This window comes from Acidaminobacter sp. JC074, from assembly GCF_022496765.1.
Classification (GTDB): Bacteria; Bacillota; Clostridia; order Peptostreptococcales; family Acidaminobacteraceae; genus JABXKX01.
Map to the genome: position 1 here is coordinate 64653 of NZ_VANV01000003.1, position 26314 is coordinate 90966.

General features: G+C 36.1%; 25 protein-coding genes. 23 read left to right on the forward strand and 2 right to left on the reverse strand.

What is annotated here, in order from left to right; genetic code table 11:
- From EZV73_RS03765 to EZV73_RS03855, 19 genes are all read left to right on the forward strand, one after another.
- Entirely contained in the window at window positions 1-1371 is a 1371-nt protein-coding gene (locus tag EZV73_RS03765) for an Rne/Rng family ribonuclease (RefSeq protein ID WP_240838416.1), read from the forward strand.
- 221 nt (window positions 1372-1592) lie between these two features.
- A complete protein-coding gene (rplU, locus tag EZV73_RS03770; RefSeq protein WP_240838417.1) occupies window positions 1593-1904 on the forward strand; it encodes a 50S ribosomal protein L21 in 312 nt (103 codons plus the stop codon).
- Window positions 1905-1907: 3 nt separating this feature from the next.
- Window positions 1908-2261, forward strand: a complete 354-nt coding sequence (locus EZV73_RS03775) for a ribosomal-processing cysteine protease Prp (RefSeq protein ID WP_240838419.1) — start codon at window positions 1908-1910, stop codon at window positions 2259-2261.
- Window positions 2254-2535, forward strand: a complete 282-nt coding sequence (rpmA, locus tag EZV73_RS03780) for a 50S ribosomal protein L27 (protein WP_240838420.1) — start codon at window positions 2254-2256, stop codon at window positions 2533-2535. Before EZV73_RS03775 ends, rpmA begins: the two co-directional genes overlap by 8 nt.
- A 101-nt stretch (window positions 2536-2636) precedes the next feature.
- Complete coding sequence (gene obgE / locus EZV73_RS03785) at window positions 2637-3914, forward strand: GTPase ObgE (protein WP_240838422.1); 1278 nt, start codon at window positions 2637-2639, stop codon at window positions 3912-3914.
- 8 nt (window positions 3915-3922) lie between these two features.
- Window positions 3923-4216: a YhbY family RNA-binding protein gene (locus tag EZV73_RS03790; RefSeq protein ID WP_240838424.1), complete on the forward strand. Its 294-nt coding sequence runs from the start codon at window positions 3923-3925 to the stop codon at window positions 4214-4216.
- A 91-nt stretch (window positions 4217-4307) separates the two neighbouring features.
- Window positions 4308-4922, forward strand: coding sequence for a nicotinate-nucleotide adenylyltransferase (nadD, locus tag EZV73_RS03795; protein ID WP_240838425.1), 615 nt, complete (start codon window positions 4308-4310; stop codon window positions 4920-4922).
- The gene (gene yqeK, locus EZV73_RS03800; RefSeq protein ID WP_240838427.1) at window positions 4919-5476 is read left to right on the forward strand and encodes a bis(5'-nucleosyl)-tetraphosphatase (symmetrical) YqeK; all 558 of its coding nucleotides are present in this window, start codon (window positions 4919-4921) and stop codon (window positions 5474-5476) included. The genes nadD and yqeK overlap by 4 nt, the downstream gene beginning before the upstream one ends.
- A complete protein-coding gene (locus EZV73_RS03805; protein WP_240838430.1) occupies window positions 5476-6474 on the forward strand; it encodes a calcium/sodium antiporter in 999 nt (332 codons plus the stop codon). The genes yqeK and EZV73_RS03805 overlap by 1 nt, the downstream gene beginning before the upstream one ends.
- 9 nt (window positions 6475-6483) lie before the next feature.
- Window positions 6484-6837, forward strand: a complete 354-nt coding sequence (gene rsfS, locus EZV73_RS03810; protein ID WP_240838433.1) for a ribosome silencing factor — start codon at window positions 6484-6486, stop codon at window positions 6835-6837.
- 242 nt (window positions 6838-7079) lie between these two features.
- Window positions 7080-9488, forward strand: a complete 2409-nt coding sequence (gene leuS, locus EZV73_RS03815) for a leucine--tRNA ligase (RefSeq protein WP_240838436.1) — start codon at window positions 7080-7082, stop codon at window positions 9486-9488.
- A gap of 10 nt (window positions 9489-9498) precedes the next feature.
- Complete coding sequence (locus EZV73_RS03820; protein WP_240838438.1) at window positions 9499-10140, forward strand: transcriptional regulator; 642 nt, start codon at window positions 9499-9501, stop codon at window positions 10138-10140.
- A 6-nt stretch (window positions 10141-10146) separates the two neighbouring features.
- A complete protein-coding gene (locus EZV73_RS03825; RefSeq protein ID WP_334303294.1) occupies window positions 10147-10533 on the forward strand; it encodes a RidA family protein in 387 nt (128 codons plus the stop codon).
- 173 nt (window positions 10534-10706) lie between these two features.
- A complete protein-coding gene (locus EZV73_RS03830) occupies window positions 10707-11411 on the forward strand; it encodes an ABC transporter ATP-binding protein (RefSeq protein WP_240838440.1) in 705 nt (234 codons plus the stop codon).
- Window positions 11412-11420: 9 nt separating this feature from the next.
- The gene (locus EZV73_RS03835) at window positions 11421-12986 is read left to right on the forward strand and encodes a hypothetical protein (protein WP_240838441.1); all 1566 of its coding nucleotides are present in this window, start codon (window positions 11421-11423) and stop codon (window positions 12984-12986) included.
- 92 nt (window positions 12987-13078) lie between these two features.
- A complete protein-coding gene (locus tag EZV73_RS03840; RefSeq protein WP_240838442.1) occupies window positions 13079-13462 on the forward strand; it encodes a GntR family transcriptional regulator in 384 nt (127 codons plus the stop codon).
- 1 nt (window position 13463) lies between these two features.
- Window positions 13464-14513 (forward strand): DUF1648 domain-containing protein, encoded by a 1050-nt coding sequence (locus tag EZV73_RS03845; RefSeq protein ID WP_240838444.1) that lies wholly within the window; start codon window positions 13464-13466, stop codon window positions 14511-14513.
- Between the two features lies 1 nt (window position 14514).
- Window positions 14515-16158 (forward strand): DUF3887 domain-containing protein, encoded by a 1644-nt coding sequence (locus EZV73_RS03850; RefSeq protein WP_240838446.1) that lies wholly within the window; start codon window positions 14515-14517, stop codon window positions 16156-16158.
- Window positions 16159-16257: 99 nt separating this feature from the next.
- Window positions 16258-17388, forward strand: coding sequence for a GGDEF domain-containing protein (locus EZV73_RS03855; protein WP_240838447.1), 1131 nt, complete (start codon window positions 16258-16260; stop codon window positions 17386-17388).
- On the opposite strand, the gene EZV73_RS03860 is transcribed toward EZV73_RS03855, so the two are convergent.
- The gene (locus EZV73_RS03860; protein ID WP_240838449.1) at window positions 17379-18686 is read right to left on the reverse strand and encodes a D-alanyl-D-alanine carboxypeptidase family protein; all 1308 of its coding nucleotides are present in this window, start codon (window positions 18684-18686) and stop codon (window positions 17379-17381) included. The genes EZV73_RS03855 and EZV73_RS03860 overlap by 10 nt on opposite strands.
- 56 nt (window positions 18687-18742) lie before the next feature.
- Window positions 18743-19585, reverse strand: coding sequence for a YitT family protein (locus tag EZV73_RS03865; RefSeq protein ID WP_240838451.1), 843 nt, complete (start codon window positions 19583-19585; stop codon window positions 18743-18745).
- Window positions 19586-19726: 141 nt separating this feature from the next.
- Between EZV73_RS03865 and EZV73_RS03870 the strand changes: the two genes are divergently transcribed.
- From EZV73_RS03870 to EZV73_RS03885, 4 genes are all read left to right on the forward strand, one after another.
- A complete protein-coding gene (locus tag EZV73_RS03870) occupies window positions 19727-20254 on the forward strand; it encodes an SLBB domain-containing protein (protein WP_240838453.1) in 528 nt (175 codons plus the stop codon).
- A gap of 66 nt (window positions 20255-20320) precedes the next feature.
- On the forward strand, window positions 20321-21358 hold the full coding sequence (selD, locus tag EZV73_RS03875) for a selenide, water dikinase SelD (protein ID WP_240838455.1): 1038 nt from the start codon (window positions 20321-20323) through the stop codon (window positions 21356-21358).
- 33 nt (window positions 21359-21391) lie between these two features.
- Window positions 21392-24271 (forward strand): insulinase family protein, encoded by a 2880-nt coding sequence (locus EZV73_RS03880; RefSeq protein WP_240838456.1) that lies wholly within the window; start codon window positions 21392-21394, stop codon window positions 24269-24271.
- Between the two features lie 600 nt (window positions 24272-24871).
- Window positions 24872-26314, forward strand: a complete 1443-nt coding sequence (locus EZV73_RS03885) for an FMN-binding protein (RefSeq protein WP_240838458.1) — start codon at window positions 24872-24874, stop codon at window positions 26312-26314.

Sequence of the window (26314 nt, forward strand, 5' to 3'; positions counted from 1 at the left end):
ATGAAACAGTTGATTGTTGATTATGGTTTAATCTACAATAGAATCGCTCTTTTAGAAGATGGTCAACTCATGGAGGTTTTTGTTGAAAATCGTTTTGATAAAAGCCTTGTTGGCAATATCTATCTCGGCCGTGTCGTCAATGTCGTAAAGTCTATGTCGGCTGCTTTTATTGATATTGGCCAGAAAAAAAATGCCTACATGCCTTTAGAAGAGGGTATCAAAAATGGTCAAGAGATACTGGTTCAGGTGAGAAGAGATGCTGTTGGCGAAAAGGGTGCTACAGTGACAACCGACTTATCTATATCGGGTCATTATGTGGTTTTACTACCAATGAGTAAAAACCATATGGCTTCTAAAAAAATTAGGGATAAAGATAAAAAGAAGGCCCTTATCAATTTGACGAAAGACCATCTGTCTGAGTTTGGTACAGTTATTAGAACTGAAGCGGTTCATGCAAGTGACGATGAGCTTATCTCTGAAATGGACCGTCTAAAAGCCAAATGGGTTGAGCTTGAGAAGTATAGAAGACGTATTGTATCAGATAAGCTATTATATGAAGACTATACTTTTGAAACCCTATTAGAAAAGGAATATCTCTATCAAGCAGACCAAGTGATTTTAAATCATAAGCCAGCTGTTAAAAAGCTTTATCATGACAATGTTCTTTTTCATGATTCAGATCAACCCTTGTTTGAGGCCTATAAAATAGATTCTCAAATTAACTTATCTTTAAATAGAGAAATCAAGCTCAGTCAGGGTTCTATTATTACCATTGATGAAACAGAGGCTTTAACGGCCATAGATGTCAACTCTGCAAAGTTTACAGGCTCTAGTAATAAAGAAGAAACCTTTCTACAGGTTAACCTAGCTGCGGCCAAAGAAATCGCTAGGCAGTTAAGGCTTAGAAATATCTCAGGCATCATCATCATTGACTTCATCAACATGCAAGAAGATGCCTCTTATGAATTCTTACAAAATGCTTTAAACAAGTATTTTAAAAAGGATAAGTGTCATCCGATTATTCACGGTTTAACGACTCTGGGTTTGATGGAAGTTACTAGAAAGAAGAATCGGAAGTCTTTAAAGACCCAGCTCTTTAGCGAATGTCCGACTTGTTCAGGCTCAGGCTATGTTATGTCAGTGGATATGATTGTTAAGAAGCTTATGGACAAGTTAAGAGTATTAAAGGCTCATACTAAAAAGGATGAGTTCATCGTTAAAGTGTCCATGTCTTTTTATGATATGTTATTAACCTCTTTAGATGGCAACACTTATGCCGGTCATTTAGAGAACTTACTTGAAATTGATTTGGACATAGAAATCAATGACAAACTAGAAGGTTATGACTTTCAAACCAGTGTAAAAATGTAGAAATATCTATGTTTTAAGCCCATGATTTATGGCGAAAATGAGTAAAAACATGTTTTCTAAAAAGTATTTTAAAGAAAATAAAAATTATACTTGTTTTTAAAGTTAAATGGGTATATAATGATTTAGTGCGATATGTATCGTACTGTTAACTACCGCTCAGACCGGGTTTTAAAACTTAAAGTTACCCTTGAAGGCGAGTCTTATTACGAGGAGGTGTAAAGATGTACGCAATTATTGAAACAGGTGGAAAGCAATACAGAGTTCAAGAGGGAGACGTTTTATTCATTGAGAAGTTAAACGTTGAAGCTGGCGAAGCTGTAGCATTTGATAAAGTTTTAGCAGTATCTAACGGTGAAGAGTTAACTGTTGGTGCTCCAGTTGTTGAAGGTGCTAAGGTAGAAGCTACTGTAGAAAAGAACGGTAAAGGTAAGAAGGTTATCGTTTACAAGTACAAGGCTAAGAAAGACTACAGAAAGAAGCAAGGTCACCGTCAACCATACACTAAGGTTGTTATCAACAAGATCAACGCTTAGGTCATGACTGAAGTTACAGTACTTATTAAAGATAGTATTGTATCAATTGAAGCAGATGGACATGCAGGTTTTGCCGATCACGGTGAAGACATCGTATGTGCAGCAATTTCTGTATTGATGCAAACTGCTGTGAACAGTCTTGAAAAAGTAGCAGGCATTCCAGAAAACAGGATTATTCTTGAAATGGATGAAGATGGATACATGTATCTTGAAAAACCTGCAAAATTAGATGAAGCAATGGATGTTAAAGCTGAAATTGTTTTACAAACTGTGTTAACAGGACTAGAAGGGATCGCTGAGGCGTACCCACAATATATTAAACTCTATAAAAGGGAGGTGCAAACATACAATGATTAGATTTAATTTACAATTATTCGCTTCTAAGAAAGGGGTTGGTTCTTCTAAGAACGGTCGTGACTCTATTTCTAAGAGATTAGGCGTTAAGAGAGCTGATGGTCAATTCGTAACAGGTGGTAGTATTATCGTAAGACAAAGAGGTACTAAGATTCACCCAGGTACAAACGTTGGTATTGGTGGAGATGATACGTTGTTTGCTTTAGTTGATGGAGTTGTTAAATTCGAAAGAAAAGACAAGAAAAGAAAGCAAGTAAGTGTATACGCTGCTGAGTAATCTTACCATTTAAGAACGAGTTAGCTAAGCCCATCTTTTTGATGGGCTTTATTTTGTGATTTTGTACTTTTTATGGGTACAGAATAATTAGAGGTGGTTAAATGTTTGTTGATAAGGCCGAGATTTTTGTTAAATCTGGTAAAGGTGGAGACGGAAGAGTTTCCTTCAGAAGAGAAAAATATGTACCTGATGGTGGTCCAGACGGTGGTGATGGCGGTAAAGGTGGGTCTATTTATGCCTTAGTTGATTCTTCAATGAGAACACTAATGGATTTTAGATACAAGAGAAAGTATGCTGCTGAGCCAGGTGGTAATGGTGGTAAAAAGAATTGCTTTGGTAAAGATGCCGAAGATTTGATCATCAAAGTACCTCCAGGAACAATTATAAAAGAAAAAGAAACTGGTAGAATCATAGCAGACCTAACTGAAGCGGGTGATAAAAAGCTGATTGCTAAAGGTGGTAGAGGTGGAAAAGGTAATACCCACTTTAAAAATGCTACTAGACAAGCGCCTACTTTTGCACAACAAGGTCGTCATGGTCAAGAAATGACAATCATTCTTGAACTTAAAATGCTTGCAGATGTTGGTTTGGTTGGTTACCCTAATGTGGGTAAATCTACGCTTTTATCAGTTTTAACAAAGGCAAGTCCTAAAATCGCGAACTATCATTTTACAACTCTAAAGCCAAACCTAGGTGTGGTTGAAGTTGTAAAAGGTAAGTCTTTTGTATTGGCGGATATTCCTGGCCTTATTGAAGGTGCCAGTGAAGGTATCGGTCTTGGACATGATTTCTTACGACATGTAGAAAGAACAAAACTTCTTGTGCATGTTGTGGATGTATCTGGTTGCGAGGGCAGACATCCAATAGAGGACTTTGACCGTATTAATGAAGAGCTTTCTTCATATGATGAAAGACTGTCATCAAAGGTTCAAGTCATAGCAGCCAATAAAACGGACATCATTTATGATGAAGAAGTCTATGATGAGTTCATTAAAGAAATGGAATCAAGAGGATACAAGGTATTCCCGATTTCAGCTGCAACACAACAAGGGGTTGTAGAACTGATGCAGTATGTAACAACTGAACTTGAAAACATCGAAGATGTTGTGTTGGTTGAAGTAGACGAACATGCTGTATATGAAGTAGAAGTAGATAAGAATAATGAAGTCAACTATGAAGTTGAAGGTGATGTATATACTGTTAGCGGTGTTCCTATCGAGAGACTGGTATACTCTACGGACTTTAATGACGTTGAATCTCTTCGTCGTTTCCAAAATATACTTATGAAGATGGGTGTGTTTGAAGAACTAAGAGAGATGGGCATTGAAGATGGTGATACAGTTAAGATCTTCGATTTTGAGTTTGACTATTATGAGTAGGAGATAACATGTTATCAAATAAACAAAGAAAATATTTAAGAGGCTTAGCCAATAGCCTTAAGCCTATGATTCAAATGGGTAAAGACGGTAACAAGGATACCTTTGTTAGACAGCTGGATATGATGTTAGAGAATCATGAACTTGTAAAAGTGAATGTGCTAGAGACATCACCTATGTCAGCTAATGAAGCGGCAAACTACTTTGTTGACCGATTAAATGCAGAATATGTACAAGATATCGGTAGAAAATTTGTCCTATACAGACAAGCTCAAGAAGATCCAGAGATAGTCTTACCGAAATAAATAAAAAAATCTCATCACTTCGGTGATGAGATTAATATTTTTTGCTTATTGTGTGGTATAATAGATTCAATTAGAATTATAGGAGGCAAGCATGAAAATCGGTTTGATGGGTGGTTCTTTTGACCCAATTCATAATGGACATCTTGTATTAGCGGAACAAGTTAGAACGAGATTTCAAATGGATAAAATTATATTTATTCCATCTGGAAATCCACCACATAAAGAAACAATGGCCTCAAAAGAGGATCGTTACAATATGACAAAGTTAGCCATTGAAGACAATGAATACTTTGAAATATCAAGAATAGAGTTAGATCAAGATCACAAGACTTATACCATAGATACTGTAAAGAGACTACAAGCTATGTATGGAGATTCTGTTGAGGTATTCTTCATTACTGGTGCAGATATGATGATAGACTTACCATCATGGAAGAACTTTGATGAACTTGTAACCATTTGCAAGTTTATAGGTTCAACACGTCCGGGTGTGGATTATACAGAGTTATCTGACCAAATAGATGCACTTGTTAGAGATTATAAAGCGGATATTACCATTACACAGGTACCGGCCCTTGCCATCTCATCAACGGACATTAGAAGAAGAATCAAGTACAATTTAAGTATCAGATACTTGTTGCCGAGAACAACTGAAGATTATATTTACACGCATAATCTTTACTGTGATAGAAGAACAATATTATGATAGATAAAATAAGAGAAGATGTAAAAAATCATTTGAAACCATCAAGGTACAGACATACATTAGGTGTCTGTAAGTTGGCGGTTTCTTTAGCGAAATGGTATAAGATTGATTTGGTTCAAGCTGAAACAGCAGCCCTCTTACATGATTATGCCAAGTATGCAAGTGACTTAGATATACTTGACACTTATAAAAAACATGGCAGGCCCATCTCGAATGTGATCAGAAACCACCCTAATTTAGGTCATGGTTTTGTATCTGCTGTCATCTCAAAGGATAAGTATCAAGTCTCAGACCAGGTTTATGAAGCGATTTTAAACCATACCTTTGGAAGGCCTGGTATGTCCATGTTAGAAAAGATTATTTACTTAGCTGATTCTTTAGAAGAAGGACGTTCATATGAAGGGATTGATGAGGTCCGGTCACTTCTTTACAAAGATTTAAATAAAGCACTTCTTAAGACGTGTGAAAATACCTTGCTATATGAATTAAAAAGGGGTAATATGATACACGAACAAACAATATTAATGCGAAATGATTTATTGGAGGCGAAGTAATGGACATAGTAGTATATCTTTTATTTGCATTGGGTTTGGTGTTGATCATTAAAGGTGGAGATTGGTTTGTAGATTCTGCTGTTTGGATTGCAGAAGTAACGGGTATACCATCGATAATTATTGGTGCAACCATCGTAAGTATAGCAACAACGCTACCTGAATTAATTGTATCTGTAACAGCAAACTTACAAGGATCATCAGAAATGGCAATTGGTAATGCCATTGGATCGATCATCTGTAACATAGGTTTGATTTCATCACTGGGTTATATTTTATTAAAGAATAAGATTAAAAAGAGTCTTTTTTTAAGAAAAAGTTTGATTATGATAGGCGCATTAGTTGTCTTTACGCTCTTTTCTTTGGACCTGACTTTCTCTCATTTAGAAGCTGGGATTGTTTTACTCTTTATTGTGCTTTACCTTTACTACAACATTAAGGGCTCTAAGGAATCGGATGAAGAGTATACTTTTGATAAAAACACATTAACAGTAAAGATGATTTCAAAGAACATCATGATGTTTGTCGCTGGTGCGGGTGGTATTATTCTTGGTGCTTCACTACTTGTAGACAATGGTCAAATTATTGCCAAGCAGTTAGGGGTTCCAGAGGCGATTATCTCTCTGACACTGATTGCTTTAGGGACATCATTACCTGAGCTTACCACTATGATTTCTTCGATTAAAAAAGGCAATCAAGATATCGGTTTAGGTAACATCATTGGTGCAAATATTTTAAACGTTGCTTTGATCTTAACGTCATCTTCTTTAATTTCAAGTAATGGTTTGCCTATTATGAAATATGATTTTTCTTTATTTGGTAAGTCATTTGTAGGTTTTCCAAATACACTCTTTATAGATGTGCCTTTTGCACTTCTACTTATGGTATTATTTGCTGTACCGACATATTTCAAGGGTGAAACAAAAAAGTGGCAAGGGTTTGCAATGCTTACGACATACGTACTTTATCTAGTATTACGTGTAAGTACGGGTATTTCATAGGAGGAATAAATGGATAACAAATCACTTAGTTTAGAAGTTTTTAAAGCTTTAGACGACAAGAAAGCTCATGACATCAAGGTCTTAGATGTAAAGGGGATTACAAGCGTTGCTGACTACTTTGTAATTGCAACAGGTACATCTACAAAACATGCATCATCACTGGCAGAGTCTGTAGAAGAAGCTTTAGGTGAGATTGGTTTGAATGTCTCTCATAAAGAGGGCTATAGAACGGGTGAATGGATCCTTCTTGACTATCTAGATGTTGTTGTTCATGTCTTTACCAATGAAACAAGAGAGTTTTATAAATTAGAAAAAATGTGGAAAGATGCTGAAATTCTTGAAGTTTCTGTTGACACATACTAATTATCATAATAAAATAGGTTAATAATAAAGAATTTCCTTTAAGGAGTAGTAGAAGTCGCATTTCAGAGAACTGATGGATGGTGTGAATCAGTATAGATTTTGAACTTGCCTTAGTATGTATAGGAATAGGTTAGTTACCGTTAAAGAACTGAGAGAGGACATTTGTCAATTAGGGTGGTACCGCGGAAAGTTTCGTCCCTAGTCGTTAAGTGTCCGTTTTTGTTTTTTGTAAGGGAGGAAAAATGGAGTACAATCATTCAAAAGTAGAAAAGAAGTGGCAAGATATCTGGGATGAAAAAGGTAGCTTCTATGCCACAGAATCAACGGACAAAGAAAAGTTTTACGCATTAGTAGAGTTTCCTTATCCATCAGGACAAGGTCTTCACGTAGGTCATCCAAGACCCTATACAGCGCTAGACATCGTTGCTAGAAAAAGAAGATTAGAAGGTTACAATGTGCTTTATCCAATGGGATGGGATGCCTTTGGTTTACCAACTGAAAACTATGCTATCAAAAATAAGATTCATCCAGCTGTTGTAACAAAGAACAACATTGCTAGATTTAAGGCTCAGTTAAAGTCATTAGGTATGTCTTTTGACTGGTCAAGAGAAATAAACACAACAGATCCTGATTACTACAAGTGGACTCAATGGATCTTTATCCAGTTATTTAACAAGGGTCTTGCGTATAAAAAAGAGTTTCCAATCAACTGGTGTCCATCTTGTAAAGTTGGTTTAGCTAATGAAGAAGTTGTTGGCGGTGGTTGTGAGAGATGTGGTTCAGTGGTTGAGCAAAAGGTTAAGAACCAATGGATGCTTAAAATTACTGAGTACGCAGAAAGACTGATCAACGATTTAGATTTGGTTGATTACATTGAAAGAGTAAAGATTCAGCAGAAAAACTGGATTGGACGTTCTGAAGGTGCAGAAGTTGATTTCCATATCAAAGGGTCAGATGATATATTTAGAGTATTTACAACTAGACCTGACACGCTTTATGGTGCAACTTATATGGTTATGTCACCAGAACATCCATACATTGAAAAATATGCTGATCAAATAGAAAATATGGATGAGCTTTTACAGTACAGATCTGATGCTGCTAAAAAATCAGAGTTTGAAAGAACTGAGCTTGTAAAAGATAAAACAGGTGTTGAAGTTAAAGGTTTTGTTGCCATTAACCCTGTGACTAAAAAAGAGATTCCAGTATGGATTTCAGATTATGTTATGATGAGCTATGGTACAGGTGCTATTATGGCGGTACCAGGTCATGATACAAGAGACTGGGAATTTGCTAAGAAGTTTGACTTACCAATCGTAGAGGTTGTTTCAGGTGGTAATGTAGATGAAGCGGCTTATACAGACAATGCTGATGGTGTTTTAGTGAACTCTGAAATGATCAATGGTCTTAAGGTTCCTGAAGCCAAAGCAAAGATTACTGATTTCTTAGTTGAAAATGGTATGGGTGAGAAGAAGGTTAACTACAAGCTTCGTGACTGGGTTTTCTCAAGACAAAGATATTGGGGTGAGCCAATTCCACTAGTATACTGTGAAACTTGTGGTTGGGTACCTGTTAAGGAAGAGGACTTACCATTAACACTTCCTGAAGTAGACAACTATGAGCCAACAGATAATGGTGAATCACCACTGGCTCATATCCATGACTGGGTAAATACAACATGTCCTGCATGTGGTAAAGATGCAAAAAGAGAAACGGATACAATGCCTCAATGGGCTGGTTCGTCTTGGTACTTCTTAAGATACTGTGATCCACATAACAATGAAGCATTAGCTTCTCAAGAGATGTTAGACTACTGGGGTCCTGTAGATTGGTACAATGGTGGTATGGAGCATACAACGCTTCACTTACTTTACTCTAGATTCTGGCATAAGTTCTTATTTGATATTGGTGTGGTACCAACTGCAGAGCCTTATCAAAAGAGAACATCACATGGTATGATCTTAGGTGAAAACATGGAGAAGATGTCAAAGTCTCGTGGTAATGTTGTCAATCCAGATGAAATCATTACTGAGTTTGGTGCAGATACACTTCGTACTTACGAAATGTTTATCGGTGACTTTGAAAAATCAGTACCATGGTCAATGAACAGCTTAAAAGGTTGTAAGCGTTTCTTAGATAGAGTATGGAAGCTTCAAGATATTGTAGAAGATGGTGATGCTTATTCAGAAGCATTAATCAAGCCACTGCACAAAACAATCAAGAAGGTTTCTGATGACTTTGAGAACCTTAAGTTTAACACAGCTATCGCTGCTTTAATGTCATTACAAAATGATATTACTAAAGTAGGTAAGTTAAATAAGGCTGAACTGAAGACATTTATTACACTTCTTAACCCTGTAGCGCCTCACCAAACGGAAGAGATGTGGGAGCAATTAGGCTTTGAGGGATTATTAAATGAAACGACTTGGCCAACATATGAAGACAAGTACTTAGTAGACGATGAAATCGAAATTGTTCTTCAAATCAATGGTAAAGTAAGAGATAAATTAGTAATCAGCGCAACTAGTACGCGTGAAGAAATGGAAGCATTTGCAATGGCGAGTGAGAGAGTAAAAGCATTAACTGAAGGCAAGAACATTGTTAAAGTAATATGTGTGCCGAAGAAGCTTGTAAACATTGTAGTAAAATAAGGGGGCAATCATGAAAAGTTCAGTACATCCTATTATCAAACGTTATGTACCTTTTGTTAAAGGAATTGCAGGAACATTTGGTAGCAATTGTGAGGTTGTTTTACATGATTTTTCTGATTTGAACCATTCTATAGTTGCCATTGAAAACGGTCATGTTACAGGTAGAGATTCTAACTCGTCTATGACAGATCATTCGCTTCAACAAGTGAAGGCTGGCAACACACAGAAAGACACGATCAATTATTCTGGTAAGGGGGCTGATGGTAGAACCATCAAGTCCACTACCATGTTTATTCGTGACGATAATGATAAAGTTGTCGGTTGTTTATGTATAAACTTTGATGCAACAGAATTTGCTATAGCTAAAAAGGCTTTAGCTGAACTGCTTGATTTTGGTGAGGATGCTACACCGAAGGATGAATCATCTAAAAAAATAAATGATGTTTTAAAAGAAGTTGTTCAGACGAAGATTGACGAAATAGGTAAACCTGTTGCATACTTAAATAAAGATGAAAAAGTTAAAATCGTTAATCAGTTAGACGGACAAGGTGTGTTCCTGATTAAGGGGGCCATTGATTATGTGGCTGATATACTTTGTGTATCTCGTTATACGATTTATAACTATTTAGATGAAACTAGAGAAGATAAATAGGGGGAAATTATGTTAAAGAAAGTTCACACAGACCAAGCACCAGCTGCAGTAGGCCCATATTCACAAGCGATGATCGCTGGTGATTTCATGTATGTATCAGGTCAACTTCCAATGGATCCAGCTGTTGGCAAAATTGTTGAAGGTGGTATCGAAGAGCAAACTAGACAATGTTTAAAAAATGCTATGGCTATCTTAGAAGAAGCTGGTGTTGATTACAAGAACGTTGTTAAGACAACTGTATTCTTAAAAGACATGAACGAGTTCGCTGCTATGAACGGTGTTTATGCAGAGTTCTTTACTGATCACAAGCCTGCAAGAGCTGCAGTAGAAGTTGCTAGATTACCTTTAGATGTAAAGGTAGAAATCCAAATGTTTGTGTATGTAGGTAAGTAGTTTTACTGTTAATAACCTTATGATGACTCATAGGGTTATTTTTTTTATCCTTTTTTCTTGACATACTCGTTATATCTGTTATAGTTTAAGTATAACAGATATAACAAAACTGATTGGTCAAAGTATTCTGATTTAAGTATTATAATGAAATGTATTGTATAAGGAGGAAGATCATGATAAGGATTTCGAATTTTACAAAGAAGTATAAAGATAAAATAGCAGTGGATGGTTTAAATCTATCAGTTGAAGGAGGATCTATTTGTGGCTTCATAGGTCACAATGGAGCTGGAAAAACGACAACACTAAAAGCCTTGGTTGGTATCCATGACTTTGATGAAGGGGAGATATATGTGGGTGGACATTCTATTAAGACTCAGACCCTCCAAGCTAAGAGAATCATGGCTTATATACCAGATAATCCAGATATATATGACTTTATGACAGGTATTGATTACTTAAACTTTATCTCTGATGCTTACCAGGTAAAACAAAAGCTTAGAAAAAGCCTTATTGACAAGTATGCAGGTCTCTTTGAAATAAGTGGTGTACTAAATGATCCAATTTCTTCTTATTCTCATGGTATGAAACAAAAGCTTGTAATAATATCTGCTTTGGTTCATTCGCCACAAGTCTTGATACTAGACGAACCTTTTGTGGGACTTGACCCCAAAGCAAGCCACACCTTAAAGGAGTTGATGAAGGATATTTGTGATAAAGGCGGGGCGATTTTATTTTCAACACATGTATTAGAAGTTGCTCAAAACCTTTGTGATACCATTGCCATTATAAAAAATGGCTCATTATTAACCAGCGGCACTACTCATGAGGTATTACAGGATAAGTCTCTGGAATCCTTATTTTTAGAGCTAACCGATTAGGAGGACACCATGCTAAAAAGTTTAATTAAAAATGAGTTTTGGCATTTACTAAATAGCCTATCTATGAGAAAAAAATCTACGAAAAGACTGATGACTATTATTTTAGGGCTGATATTATCTTTGGCCGTCTACTTAAGTGTTACTTACAGCATGATGGTGTGTGAGAGCTTTCTTAAGATAAATGCTATATCAAGTGTGCCGTTAATGATTTACTTCTCAACGTCAGTCATCATCGTTATCTTTGGTGTTCTTTACTCTTCGGGTGTTCTATTTGACTTTAAAGATTATGATCTTCTAATGTCTTTGCCTATGAAGACTCAGACCATTGTTTGGGCCAAGTTGATCTTTATGTATCTTGCAAACTTGGTCATTACTATAGTTGTCATGGTACCTGCAGTTATTGTATGGATGTTTTATGCGAATGCAACCTTTACACAGGTTGTTCTACAACTTATGTCGCTACCACTTGTAGCTGTAATACCTATGAAAGTATCCAATCTAATCAGTTTGATGGTTTCTTATTTATCAAGGTATGTAAGACATAAGGGCGTCTTTATAACGTGTTTTACCATGGTCCTATTGGCAGCTTTTATGCTTGTATCTTCACTTTCAACACAGCTGTCTTTAGAAGGTCTTACAAATGTTTCTTTGGCGCTTGAAAGCAAGATTCATATGTATTATCCACCGAGTATTTTGTTTTCAGGTATCGTAAAAGGGCGCTTAATTGACTTGCTTTTATACTTTGCATCATCAGCTGTCCTAGCTTTTGTCTTTGTTTTATTGCTTACTAAAGTCTTTAAGTTGGTACACTCAGGACTGGAAAGCGTCAGATTAAGATCCAGTAATAAAGAGGTCCTAGTCAAACATCGTTCAAGTTTTACATCTCTATTAAGAAAAGAGTTTAATGTACTGACATCTGTGCCTATCTATGCCATCAATACCTCATTTGGTGTTTTATTAGGACTAGGCTTTAGTGTCTACATTTTATTCTTTGATGTACAGCTTAAGTTGATGCTCATAATGAATCCAACATTGATTATCTTTATACCAATCATTATTGCCAGTGTTTTTAACATGAGTCCGACAACGACTTCAAGTGTTTCGTTAGAAGGAAAGTACTTTTGGATCGCTAAGTCTTTACCGATAGATCCTAAAGAAGTTTATATGTCGAAAGTTGTTTTTAATATTATTTTAAATGGACCAGTAGCACTTTTGGTATCTATTTGTGTCAGCTGGGTATTTAAGTTTTCTTTAACTTGGTCGCTTCTTACCATTTTATTTACCGTCTTAACTTGTATCCTATTTAGCTTTCTTGGCCTTGTATTAAATCTTAAATTTCCAAACTATGACTGGCTAAGTCCTTCTGTACCAGTCAAGCAAGGCTTACCAGTTATCTTGTCCATTCTATTTTTAGGACTCTTATTGGGCGGTTTAGGCGTGGTTGTATTTATGATAGGCGATATAAGTCTAGCAGTTCTCGTTTATATGATTGCAATGGCCTTAATGGCAATCGTGATTTTCAGCTTGTACAGCCATCTTAATAGATATGCCCATGACTACATCATAGAAGGCTAGTTGATGATGTTTTAAGTAAGAGATGATTTTTCCTTGACATAGGATATGAGTCTGTTACAGTTAAAGTAGAACATGTATAACAAGGAGGGCTTATGTTATTAGCCATAGATATGAATTCTGAAACGCCTATTTACACTCAGTTGTGTAGGCAGATTATAAAGGCCATAGCAACTAAGGAGTTACAAGAAGGAGATGAGTTACCTTCAGTCAGGTCTTTAGCAGCAGATATCGGCGTCAATTTGCACACCGTTAACAAGGCCTACAATATTCTAAAGGCTGATGGTTTTTTAGTTGTCAATAGAAGAAAAGGGGTTGTAGTCAGTCCTTCAACGGGGTATACGTACAATGAAAATTACTTGCAGGCTTTAAAGAATGAACTAGAAAGTGTGGTCATTGAAGCTTTAGCGAGACATGTTTCAGATGATCAATTGACTCAGATGGTTCATGAAATTGTACAAGAAGTGAGAGGTGACTAATATGGCAGAAATAACATTTATTATTGTACAAGTGGTAATGCTTTTATCTTTTCTAATGTTACCTTATATCTCAAGGAAAGATGTTATGTTTGGTGTTACTATGCCAACGAGTGCCTTTAAGGATGAAGCGGTTGTAAGTATAAGAAAAAGATTTCTTATCTTGTCTTTTATATTTGGTCTTATCATGATTGTTTTGCAGTGGACCAACAACCATGAAAAGTTCCTTTTGATGATGCTTCCTGTTACCATTGTGGGTTACTCAGCAGTCTATGTGTATGCCTACAACTTAATGAAGCAGTTAAAAAAATCAAAAGATTATAAGGTGGTATCAACAAAAACAGTTATAGATACCAAGTTCAGATCAAGAGGCATAACAGTGCCAGGTAAATGGTATCTAGCTTATCTTGTGATTTTTATCATAAGCGCACTTGTGTCAGCCTTTAAATATGATTCACTACCTGACTTGCTTGTCATTCAAACCAATTCTTCTGGTCAGGATATGATGGCTAAAGGACCAGCAATACTCTATCTTTTAGGTATGCAAGTCTTTGTTTATCTTCTTATGATTGGCGTTCAATATGCTATTAAACATGCTAAGCAGGAGCTGTCCAATCAAGACACACAAGCTTCAATTAAAAGAAATGTAAACTTTAGATACAGATTTTCTGTTATTTTATACGTCATGGGCCTCTTGATGGGGATTACTTTTTTAATGACCCTATTCTTTACATTAGGGATTATTATAGATGCAAAACTTTTACTTGCGGCAACCTTAATCTTAACTTTCATACCAGTTGTCATAATACTTATATACTCTTTGAAGTACAGACAAGACGGGTCAAAAGATGCTGATGAATCAGACTTTATAGAAAAAGATGATGATCGGTTTTGGAAATTAGGTATGTTTTATTTCAACAAGAATGATCCTTCAATAATTGTTGCCAAAAGAGCAGGCATTGGTTGGACCATTAATCATAGTAGGTGGCAGGCATGGGCATTTTATGTGATTGTCATTGCCACCATCATCCTTGCCATCTATTTTGGAGGTTAAAATGAAAAAAATTATAGTATTCTTATGCGTGTTACTTCTTGTCTCTTGTGGACCGAAGACAGTAGATACAGACGCGCCCTTTGACGGGGTGGATATAGAAACTGTATCCAATGACTTTAATGAACTTTTAAAAATGGGAGACTTTGAAGGCATGAAGTCATTTGACTATACAGATGATTTACAAGCTTATTTAGACAAGAACTCAATGGAAGCTATTTTTGATCAGTTAGGTGTCGGACCTGTTATTAAACAGTATGAGACTGTAAAATCATTGACAGATGGCTATACGATTTTTACAACACCGACGGAATTTGAAAATGCCTCATACAATGTCAACTTGGTATTTGATGTTCAAGGTAAGATTGGTGGTATAAATGTTGCTGAATTTACTGGGACTAATCAAGCGGCAGATATTGATTTAGAAGGATTGGCCTTAAGTCATCATCAGGCTTTTGCAGATGGTGATGTAGAAAAACTTGAAAAAGAATTTTCATATACAGGTCAAATGAAAGAAGCCATTAAACAAGGTCTGTTTTCAAGTCAGGCGACTTCTGAAGCATATGGCCAACTTAAGGCCGTAAAAGAATCATTTTCTTTTACAACTTCTGGCTATACCATTGTAAGTACACCTGTGGTTTATGAAAAAAAGTCCTTTAATTATGATCTTGCCTTTGACGACAAAGGAAATATTGCCGGTTTAAGTTTTTCAGATTTTGCAGAAAAGACAGAAGAACTAGACGATACGCATGTTCAAGAAGTCCCATTAGATGCAGAGGTCAATGGCATGACACTGCCAGGCATTTTGACGCTTCCTACAAGCGGTGAGGATTTTCCAGTGGTTATCCTTGTACACGGCTCAGGCGCTTCTGATAAGGATGAAACCATTATGGGTAATAAACCCTTTAAGGACATAGCATGGGGCCTAGCTGAAAGAGGTATCGCCTCATACAGATATGATAAGTCAACTTATGCTGCACCAGAAAGATTTGCTTCAATGACGGAAATGACTTTGATGGATGAAACCGTCAACGACGCAGTTGAAATATTTGACGTAATTTCTAAAAGAGAAGAGATTAACTCTGACGCTATATTTGTTTTAGGTCATTCTCTTGGTGGACATGCCATCCCTTTGATTGCAGAAAAGACAAATGCCAAAGGCTATATTATCGCTGCGGGCAATGTAAGGGCCCTTCATGAGATGATGTTAGAACAAGTGACTTACATTTTAAACATAGATGATGTTATTACAGAGGATGAAAAGGCTTATATAGATACCTTTGAGACCGATGTAGAAAAGGTAAGAAATTTAGATGAAATGAAAGAGGATGAGGCTGTACTTGGCGCTTACAAAGCCTACTGGGCTTTCTTAGAAGCTTATAAGCCGCTTGAAGTGGCTATGGCTATAGACGCGCGAGTACTTGTCCTTCAAGGAGAAAGAGATTATCAGGTGACTATAGAAGATTATAAGCTATGGTTAAATCAGTTTTCATCTGATGACAAATGGACATTCAACTTGTATCCAACACTTAATCATCTCTTGATGCCAGGTGAGGGAAAAGCTACAAATGAGGAGTACAAGAAGCAGAACCATGTATCGGAAAATCTAATAGAGGACATTGCAAATTGGATTAAAGGTGGTTTATAATACCACCTTTTGTTATGTCTTTACATAAATACTGATTTGGTAGTCTTAGTGTTGTCTTTTTAATCGTGATTACGTATAATGACCTTATTGGAGGAAATTATGCATCCCTTTTTTAAGACATATATGCGAGCTTTATCACTATTAGGCCTAATGGTAATAGCTTATTTTATACTTATTTCTACTTATCCTTTACAATTGGATTTATTTCAGGTCGTTTTCTTTGCAATCATAACAGGCACATCAGCACTTGTTGTGATGAACTTTGCAGAAGATAAAACAGTAAGTTTGTATTCCACATTTATCATTGTGACTGCATTTTATATGCCAGCGCTTTATACAGTCTGTCTGATACTTATTTCAGATATTGTTTACAAGCTTAAGGTCATTTATATAGATAGAGAACACGATAAGCTTTTGGATTCAAAGTTGGCTTTTAATTTTTTTTCAAAGATTATCATAGTTTGGTTTCTCTATATGATTCAGTCTTTTATCCATCATGAATTGATTTACATAGTGAGTGCGACACTTATCTACCATGTCATAAACGTTTCAAGCATCACTTATGTCATAAGGCTCTATACAGGTGATTTTACAGTAAAAGTCTCTACACTGAGTATGTCTATTAGAGAACTCTTTTATATCGCTACAACCTCTGTGCTTTTGATTTACAGCTACAATGCTTATGGCTACATGGGTATGTTCTTTGTTTTTCTATTCTTGATGTCTTTTGCTGTTTACATCTTAAAGCCTGTGACCCATAAGGCTATGGTGGACCAAATAGAAAAAGATGCACTGACAGGTTTTAAATCTAGAGGCCTTTTAGACAAGGTGCTCTTTGATAAGGTAAATGAAAAGATTCCATTTACCCTTGTCTTTTTAGATTTTGATAAGTTTAAGCGTATCAATGATGATTACGGTCATGACTTAGGAGATAAGGTTTTAAAGGATTTTGCTCAAAAGGCCAGCGATAGCTTTTATCTATACGATAAGTTTTTCCGATTTGGAGGAGATGAGTTCTGCGTGATCGTTGATAGACAAGATGATTTAGACTTGGCAGTGGGATCTTTAGAAGATTTATTTTCGAGTAATGTCTATAAGGATGCGGAAGTGACGATTCCTTATAGCTTAACGCTAGGCACATTTTCTTACAATGGACAAGATATGAATGTTTCAGATATTATTTCAGAAGTGAGTAAAAATATGAAGATAAAGAAAGAGGCTTACAATTGAAGCCTCTTTTTACGTTTCCTTAAGTTGTATGTTGTGATGATGGCTCTGTAGATGATAAATGAGATTAAGAGCTTGAACAAGATGCCCATATAATAACCCATATCTACTGCATCGTTTTCATCTTTTTTTATAAGGCTGAATTCTGATTCCGCTAGTAAGCTGTCACCAGAAACGGCATATTCTGAGATAATAGGTGTGCTTGCAAGTTCAATGTTGTTGTAATTGTAAGTCACTTTTCCTAGAATTTGATTTTCTGCTATAGGTGCTTTGATATCGCTGTCGATATAAACCAGTCTTTCAATTTGACTTAAATCAATGGTCTTGTTTAACATCATGGTAAGATTGTCCTGGGCCACTAAGTTGACTGTTATGTTGCCTGCACCTTCGAGTTGAACGGTTTGAATAAAGGCGCCATCAGATACAAAGGTATGACGCACAAAATTTTCAAAGCCATAGTCTAGTAATGTTCTTGAATCCACATAGAGTGAATTGTCGCCATTGGATCTCAGTACAACAGATATAAACCTTTGGTTACCGATCTTTGCTGAAGATACCAGGCAATTACCAGCTTCTGGTGTATAGCCTGTTTTAATACCATCGACTATATCGTATTCTATTGAGATTCTCTCACCCTTATAATTCATTTTGTTGTTGCTCTTAGCACCTAAAAAGGCATTTGTATTTCTTAAGTAGTTTCTCTCATCCTGCTTTTCTGTCTCAGGAATGGTATAAGATTTGGTCTGTACCATTTGTCTTAAGGTTTCATTTTGCATGGCATTTTGAGCGATTAAGGCCAAGTCTCTTGCCGTAGAGTAGTGGTCATTATCATGTAGGCCATTAGGATTTGTAAAATTAGAATTTACAGCGCCCACTTGCTTGGCTCTTTGATTCATAACTTCACAAAAGGCTTCTACACTGCCTGAGTGATAAACAGCCAGGGCATAAGCAGCATCGTTTGCAGATTCAACAAGTGTTGCATAAAGCAGTTGTTCGACAGTCAGTTTCTCATCCTTTATAACATAGATTCTCTTACCGTCTATGAAAGGTGATTTGTCATCTATTGTCACCACTTCATCGAGTGCATGATTTTCTAGAATGATAAGAGCAGTGAGTATCTTTGTCGTTGAGGCGGGATACATTTTTTTATCTGGATCTTTTTCAAATAATACCTGGCCTGTTAGTTCATCTATAAGAATGGCTGATTCGCCAACAATTTGTCCTGAGTCTAGTGTTTCTGCTACTGCAAAGTTTTGTAGAACCAGTAGCATGATGCATAAAAATATGATTAGTTTTTTCATTAATTCCTCCAAAAAAGTATACAACCCATTATATCAAAAAATGGGTTGTTTGAACACTATTCAGATTTAAAACCTTCTCCAATAACTTCTTTTACATTGGCTACTGTTAAAAAGGCATTGTCGTCGATGGCTTTTACATAAGCCTTTATTTTTATGAACTGCCTTCTGTTGAGTACAGTTGAGATAATGGTTACTTCTTTTCCTGCATAAGCACCTTCAGCCTTAAAGATGGTAGCACCTCTGTCAAGTTCATTGATGATGTATTTACGGATATCTTCCGTCTTAGAACTGATGATTCTTACATTGATTTTATTGTTCATACCTTCTATGAGATTATCAATTAAAAAGGCATTCATAATAACACCGAACATGGCATAAAGGCCAGGTTGTAGACCGTATATCTTCATGGCAAATAATACGATTAAAAAATCTGCCATCAGAAGACTTTTACCAATGTCAAAGTTAAAAAACCTGTTGATGATCTTTGCAATAATGTCTGTCCCACCCGTAGATGCATTCTGGTTAAATACGATAGCCAAACCGATACCGCCGATAAATATACCGAAGAAGAGGTTTAGAAATGTGTCTTCAACAACAGGACCGTTTAGTGGTGCTAGTTTTTCAAATAGCCAGATCATACCAGATAATGAAAAAGAGGCATAAATGGTTTTAGCACCAAACTGTCTACCAATGAGTAAAAAACCCATGATAAATAAGACAACATTTGAAATCATCATGACCCCACCGATTGAAAGTCCAGGAAATACCCTGTTAATAATCATAGAAAAACCTGTGATGCCACCTACCGCTAAATCTGCTGGTATAAGAAAAACACATAAGCCAAATGTTAAAATAAGTGTTCCGAGTGTTACTATCAAATAATCTTTTATAATTTTCATGTTTCCTCCTTTAGCCCAATGACATCTATATTAATAATCTTTACCCAAGAAGTCAAGTATCTAAATTTTAAGTTTCTGAAATGAAAGCTTGTTTTCGTATTGAGGAGTTATATGGTATTATAAGGAAAAGGAGGCGTTATAATGAAAATGAAGAAAGAATTGATTGGATTCTGCTTGGTTCTGATCATATTTGTGGTATTGTTTGTCGTAAATAGAGAAGTTAAAGTCGATGTAAAGGGGACGCCCATTCAAGTATCAGGAGAAATCTCTGTAAAAACCTTAAAGGTTTATATTTCTGGTGAAGTCTTAAAGCCTGGCGTTTATGAACTCCAAAAGGATGACCGATTGGATAAGCTGGTTGAACTGGCGGGTGGCTTTACAGATAATGCAGATACGACAGGGGTCAACTTGGCTAAAATCCTAAAAGATGGAGAGATGGTGACCATCTATCCTTTAGGCGATCAGGTGACTTATGTGGGGATAGACATCTTTAATAAGGGAGACAAGGATCTACTGGAGTCAATTGATGGCATCGGTCAGGTGCTGGCAGAAAGGATCATTGATTATAGGGAAAAACATGGTTTTTTTTCAACCATGGAGGACCTTTTGAATGTGGATGGCATTGGTAATCAGAAGTTAAAGACCATTCAAGCTGGACTCATGGATTAAATCTTTCTAAAGAGGTTTAATATTTGTAGAAATGGTGGTAAACTCATACTAGAAAGTGAGGATGCTATGGAAAAAGAAATAAAATTGACCAACCTTGTAAAAGCTGCTGGTTGAGCGGCTAAGATTGGTCCTGAGACCTTAGCACAAGTTTTGTGTGAATTACCTAAATTTGAAAGCGATCGTTTGATAGTCGGTTTAGAGACGTCAGATGATGCTGCTGTATATAAAATGAATGATGAACAAGCTATCATCCAAACGCTTGATTTTTTTACACCGATTGTAGATGACCCATATATGTTTGGACAAATTGCAGCAGCAAACTCTTTGAGTGATGTTTATGCCATGGGTGGTACGCCAACCATTGCTTTAAACATTGTTACATTCCCTGATTGTTTAGATCCGTCTGTTTTAACAGAAATTCTTAAGGGCGGTGCAGATAAAGTTAAAGAAGCAGGAGCGATTTTAGTAGGTGGACATACAGTAAGTGATGATGAACCTAAATACGGTTTATCTGTCACTGGTATTGTACATCCTGATAAGGTACTTGCTAACTCAACTGCAAAGCCTGGTGATGTGCTGATACTGACCAAGCCTATAGGAACAGGTATTTTAAATACTGCTATCAAGGCTGAGATGTTATCTGATAGAATGATTCAAGAGGCTACTTTTGTTATGAAAACCCTTAACAAGGTTGCTGCAGAACCCTTTGACCAAGTGGAAGTACACTCATGTACAGACATCACTGGTTTTGGACTTGCAGGCCATGCTTATGAAATGGCCAAAGGTAGTGAGGTGACTATTAAACTTAAGTTTGATTCTGTACCAGTTTTAGATGAAGCAATAGACAATGCTAAGATGGGCTTGGTTCCAGCTGGTACTTACAACAATATCAAATATATGAAGGATTCTATTTTGATCAATCATGATGAAGATTATGTAACGGATTTGATGTTTGATCCACAAACATCAGGCGGCTTATTGATTTCTTTATCACCATCAGATGCAGAAATCTTAATGGCTTATTACAAGGAACATTTACAAACGCCATTTGCTATTGTCGGTGAAGTCGTAGAAAAAGAGGCGCATGCCATTATTGTAGACTAAATCCAACCCTGTTGGATTTTTTTAGGAGGTAATATGTACGGATTTAAATTATTAGATACGCATAAGGTAAACGAGATTAATTCAGATGCATTTGTTTATGAACATGAAAAAAGTGGTGCCAAACTTTTGCATCTTAAAAATACAGATGATAACAAAGTTTTTTCGATAGCTTTTAGAACACCACCAAGTGATTCAACGGGTGTGCCGCATATTATTGAGCACTGTGTTTTATCGGGTTCAAGAAAATATAAAACCAAAGAACCTTTTATGGACATGGTCAAAGGCTCTCTAAAGACTTTTATCAACGCCATGACTTTTTCAGATAAGACCATCTATCCAGTTGCGTCTAGAAACGAAAAGGACTTTATGAACTTAATGGATGTCTATTTAGATGCAGTCTTTTTCCCTATGATTCATGAAGATAAGACCATCTTTATGCAAGAAGGCTGGCACTACAACCTAGAAGAAAAAGATGGTCCACTTAAATATAATGGTGTTGTTTACAATGAGATGAGAGGTGCCTATTCACAACCAACAACTCTTTTAAGAGAGTATATTGGAAAGTCTTTGTATCCAGATACAACCTATCAATACTCATCAGGTGGTAATCCTGATAACATCACAGATTTGACATATGAAGACTTTAAGAAGTTTCATGAGGATTTCTATCATCCAAGTAATGCATATATTTACCTTTATGGTGATGGCAATATTGAAGATTATTTAAAGCACTTAGATGATTACTTAAATCATTTTGATAAAAAAGAAATTGAGTCACATATTCCACTTCAGAAGGGCTTTGATAAAATCAACCAGTATGATGGCAAGTATAGCATCGCTTCTGAAGAATCAGATGATAAAAAGACTTACTTAAGTTATAACTTTGTAGTGGGTCAAGGCACTGACGCTAGAGCTCATTTGATGGGTGAGGTGATGAAAGATGTCCTTGTAGGAGCAGCTGCTGGTCCTGTTAAAAAGGCACTTTTAGATGCTGGTATCGGTGAAGACATCATGGCTTCCTTTGATGGTGGTGTTCAGCTGAATCTTTCTATCATTGCAAAAAATGCTGAGCTTAGTCAAAAATCAGAGTTTGAGCGAATCATTCGTGAAACTTTAGAGAAGGCTGTTAAAGAGGGTCTTGATAAAAACCTAATTGAATCATCAATCAATGTATCTGAATATGATATGCGTGAAGCAACAGGTTTTGCGACAAAGGGTATCATCTATCATATCTACAGCATGAACTCATGGTTGTATGAAGGTCATCCAACTGAACTGATTGCTTATGATAAAGAAGTAAAGGCGATTAGAGACCTTATTGATACAGATTATTTTGAAAAGTATATTCAAGAGAAATTATTAGATAACACACATGCTTCAGTGGTATCTTTATCACCTGAAAAAGGTTTGAGTGAAAAGAAAGCTAAGGCAGATGAAGACAAGCTTGAAAAAGTAAAATCAGCTTTATCAGACCAGGCTTTAGATGACATATTAGAAGAAAACAAGGTATTGAAAAGTAAACAGCTGACACCAGACTCTAAAGAAGCATTAGATACCATTCCGAAGTTAAGTGTTTCAGATGTTACTATAGAAGCAGAACAAATACCAATTGAAGAAAATCAGGTAGACGATTATAAGATTGTAAAACACAATATCTTTTCTAATGATATTGCCTATGTAGAATTCTTATTTGATACGACTATGGTTTCGCAAGAAGATATTTCATATATACCTTTATTAGCAGATTTAATTGGTAAGATAGATACCAAGTCATATGGCTATGGTGATTTAAATAATGAGATTTACAAGTTAACAGGTGGCATCAACTTATCTTCAAGAACTTATACAGATACTAACTCCAAGGCTTTTTATCCTAAGATGGTTGTATCTGGCAAGGTTATTGTTGACAAGTTAGAAGACTTGATGAGACTGGTGAATGTCTTATTGACAGAGACTCTCTTTGAAGACAGTAAAAGAATCAAGGAACTGCTTCTACAGAGTAAATCTAGAATGGAAATGGCCATCAACCAAAGAGGTGATTCTTATGCATCTTCTAGACTGGCATCTTACTTCTTACCGTCATCACATTATGGTGAAAAGGTAAAAGGTTTTGATTACTACTGGTTCTTATCAGATTTGATTAAGAACTACGATGCACAAGTACTTGAAAAACTTCAGAATGTTTATGTAAAGCTCTTTAATACAAATGGCCTAATCATCTCAATTACTGGTGATGACAAGACTTATGATACATTTGAAAAGACATACAAGTCAGCTTTAGAAGGTTTAAATAAAGATGCTTTTGAAAGCCAATCATATAATTTTGATCTTAAAGTTAAAAATGAAGGAATTGCTTCTTCATCAAATGTTCAGTATTGTGCTCAGGGCTTTAACTTTAAGGCTTTAGACTACAAATACTCTGGTCATATGCAAGTCTTAAAATCTATTTTAAGTGCTGACTACCTACATGATAGAATTCGTGCTAAAGGTGGTGCATACGGCTGTGGTATCTCTTTTTCAGACAATGGTAATGTTATTGCCACTTCTTACAGAGATCCAAACTTAGAAAATACATTCAATGTATTTGATGAGATGGCGGATTACATTGATGAGTTGTCATTAGATCAAGAAACATTGACACGTTTTATCATCGGTGCTGTCTCTAGATTGGATTCTGCTATGACACCAAAGGGTAAGGGAACATATGGTACAGCCAATCATATCTCTGGTATCACTCAAGTTATGATTCAAGAAGAGAGAGAAGCTATCTTAAACATTAAACTTGAAGATATCAAATCACTTGCCAAACTGGTTAGAGAGGTTATGAGTAAAGGTTACAGAGTTGCTTATGGTAATGATGTAAAAATTAAAAACTCTGACGTGTTTGATAGCGTTAAAAACTTAAATGATTAATCTGAACAGCCGACAGGCTGTTCTTTATTTATCAAAAAAATAAAATAGGCCCAGCCTATGGCTTGCCTATCCGATGTTCATGTTTAGCTTATAAAGCTCGATTTGTACGTTTAATTTCTTTTGCTTTCTTTTAAATACTTTCATAAAAGTCTCCTTATAAAACACTTAAGTTAAATCTTACAAAATCTGTTTCACTTCTATTTGCTTTTTTATCTTTCTTCTTGTTGTTGAATAATCTTTTTAACATCATGTACTCCTTTCTTTAACTATCTACAGTATAGTATATGGTGTCAGACCAAGAGCAAGAGCTAATTTTAATTTTATTTGCATCTTTTTCATAAGAGTGTGGTCTCGGGCCTATTAGGAAAACCAGGAAAATATTTTCCTGGTTTTCCTGGAGTTTTCCTTGAAATGAGAAGTGAGTATTTCCAGTACTTTGACCTTGTGTTGGGTTGACCCAACACTTTACTCTCTAGTATTTAATCTGTAAAAGTGTTCTAGTGGTATACAAATCACACAAGTTTCACACAGTTTCCACACTGCTTTGATGTATATTGGATAACTGAATTTAACTATAATGTGGTTAAGAGGTGAATGAATATGAACAGACAACTAATAAGAACAGTGGTACAGGCTTTATGCTTGGTCTTAACACTTTTAGGATTTTTCGTGAATTTTGCATGGACAATGGGTATCATCATGCTTGCAATAATAATCGGTGGTACATTCTATTGTGGGTGGATATGTCCATTTGGTACTTTGCAAGAGTTTTCAAATAAATTGGCTAGGCTATTAAACATCAAACAGAAGAAAATGCCAAAGGCTTTCCACCGAATTTTTAAATACACAAGATATATTGTATTTGCAGTGGTAGGACTTTCAACATTACCAATTATTATGGACATCATGTCTTATGAACCTAGAACGGCCTTTTTATCGCTTTTAAGTGGTAATGTGCCAGCTGTCTTGGCCTTAGGTGTGATTGTCTTATTTACACTGCTTTCAATGGTATATGAACGTTTCTACTGTAATTATTTATGTTATGAAGGTGCCAAGTATGGTTTGATTGGTTTATTCAGACCAGTTACCATCCATAGAAATATAGAATCCTGTATTGATTGTGGTAAGTGTGATAAGTCATGTTCAATGAACATAGAGGTTTCTCAGTTTGAAGTATTGAGAAGTCCAAACTGCATCAACTGCTTCAAATGTTTAGATGCATGTCCCGTTGACAACACATTAGAGTATGGTTTCAAACCTAAAAAGTTGTTTACAAAATCATATAGATTACTACTAATCAGTTTGCTTATTGTGATACCTGCAGCAATTATGGTCTTAGCTGGTACCGATGATCATCACGAAGCTGAAGCGACTACCAGTAATAGTGATTATACGAATGTAGAGATTTCTGGCATGCCAAGTGAGCACTATGCAGATGGTACTTATGAAGGTGTAGGCGGGGGATTTAAGGGGAATATTTATGTGGAGGTAGTGGTCGAATCAGGATTGATTAAGAATGTGACCGTGACTGACCATAATGATGATAGAAAGTGGTACAATATGGCTGAAAGTATCATTGGTGATATCATAGGTACACAATCAACAAATGTAGACTTAGTCAGTGGTGCGACTTATTCATCGTCTGGTATCAGAGATGCCGTTATCAATGCCTTAGAAAATGCAGTAACAGAAGAAACCAATACTAACTCAAGCAATCATCTTGAGACAGCACCAGCAGGTGAGACAACAGTTGATGTGATTTCAGATATTCCAAGTGGGACTTATACAGATGGTACCTATGAGGGTGTAGGTCGAGGATTTAAAGGTAATATCTATGTAGAGGTAGTGGTTGAATCTGGTCTTATTAAGAATGTGACTGTTACAGACCATAATGACGATAGAAAATGGTATAATAGGGCTGAAGGTATCATTGATGATATTCTACATGCACAATCGACAGATGTTGATTTAGTGAGCGGTGCAACTTATTCATCGTCTGGTATCAGAGATGCTGTTATTAATGCTCTAGAGAAAGCGAATTAG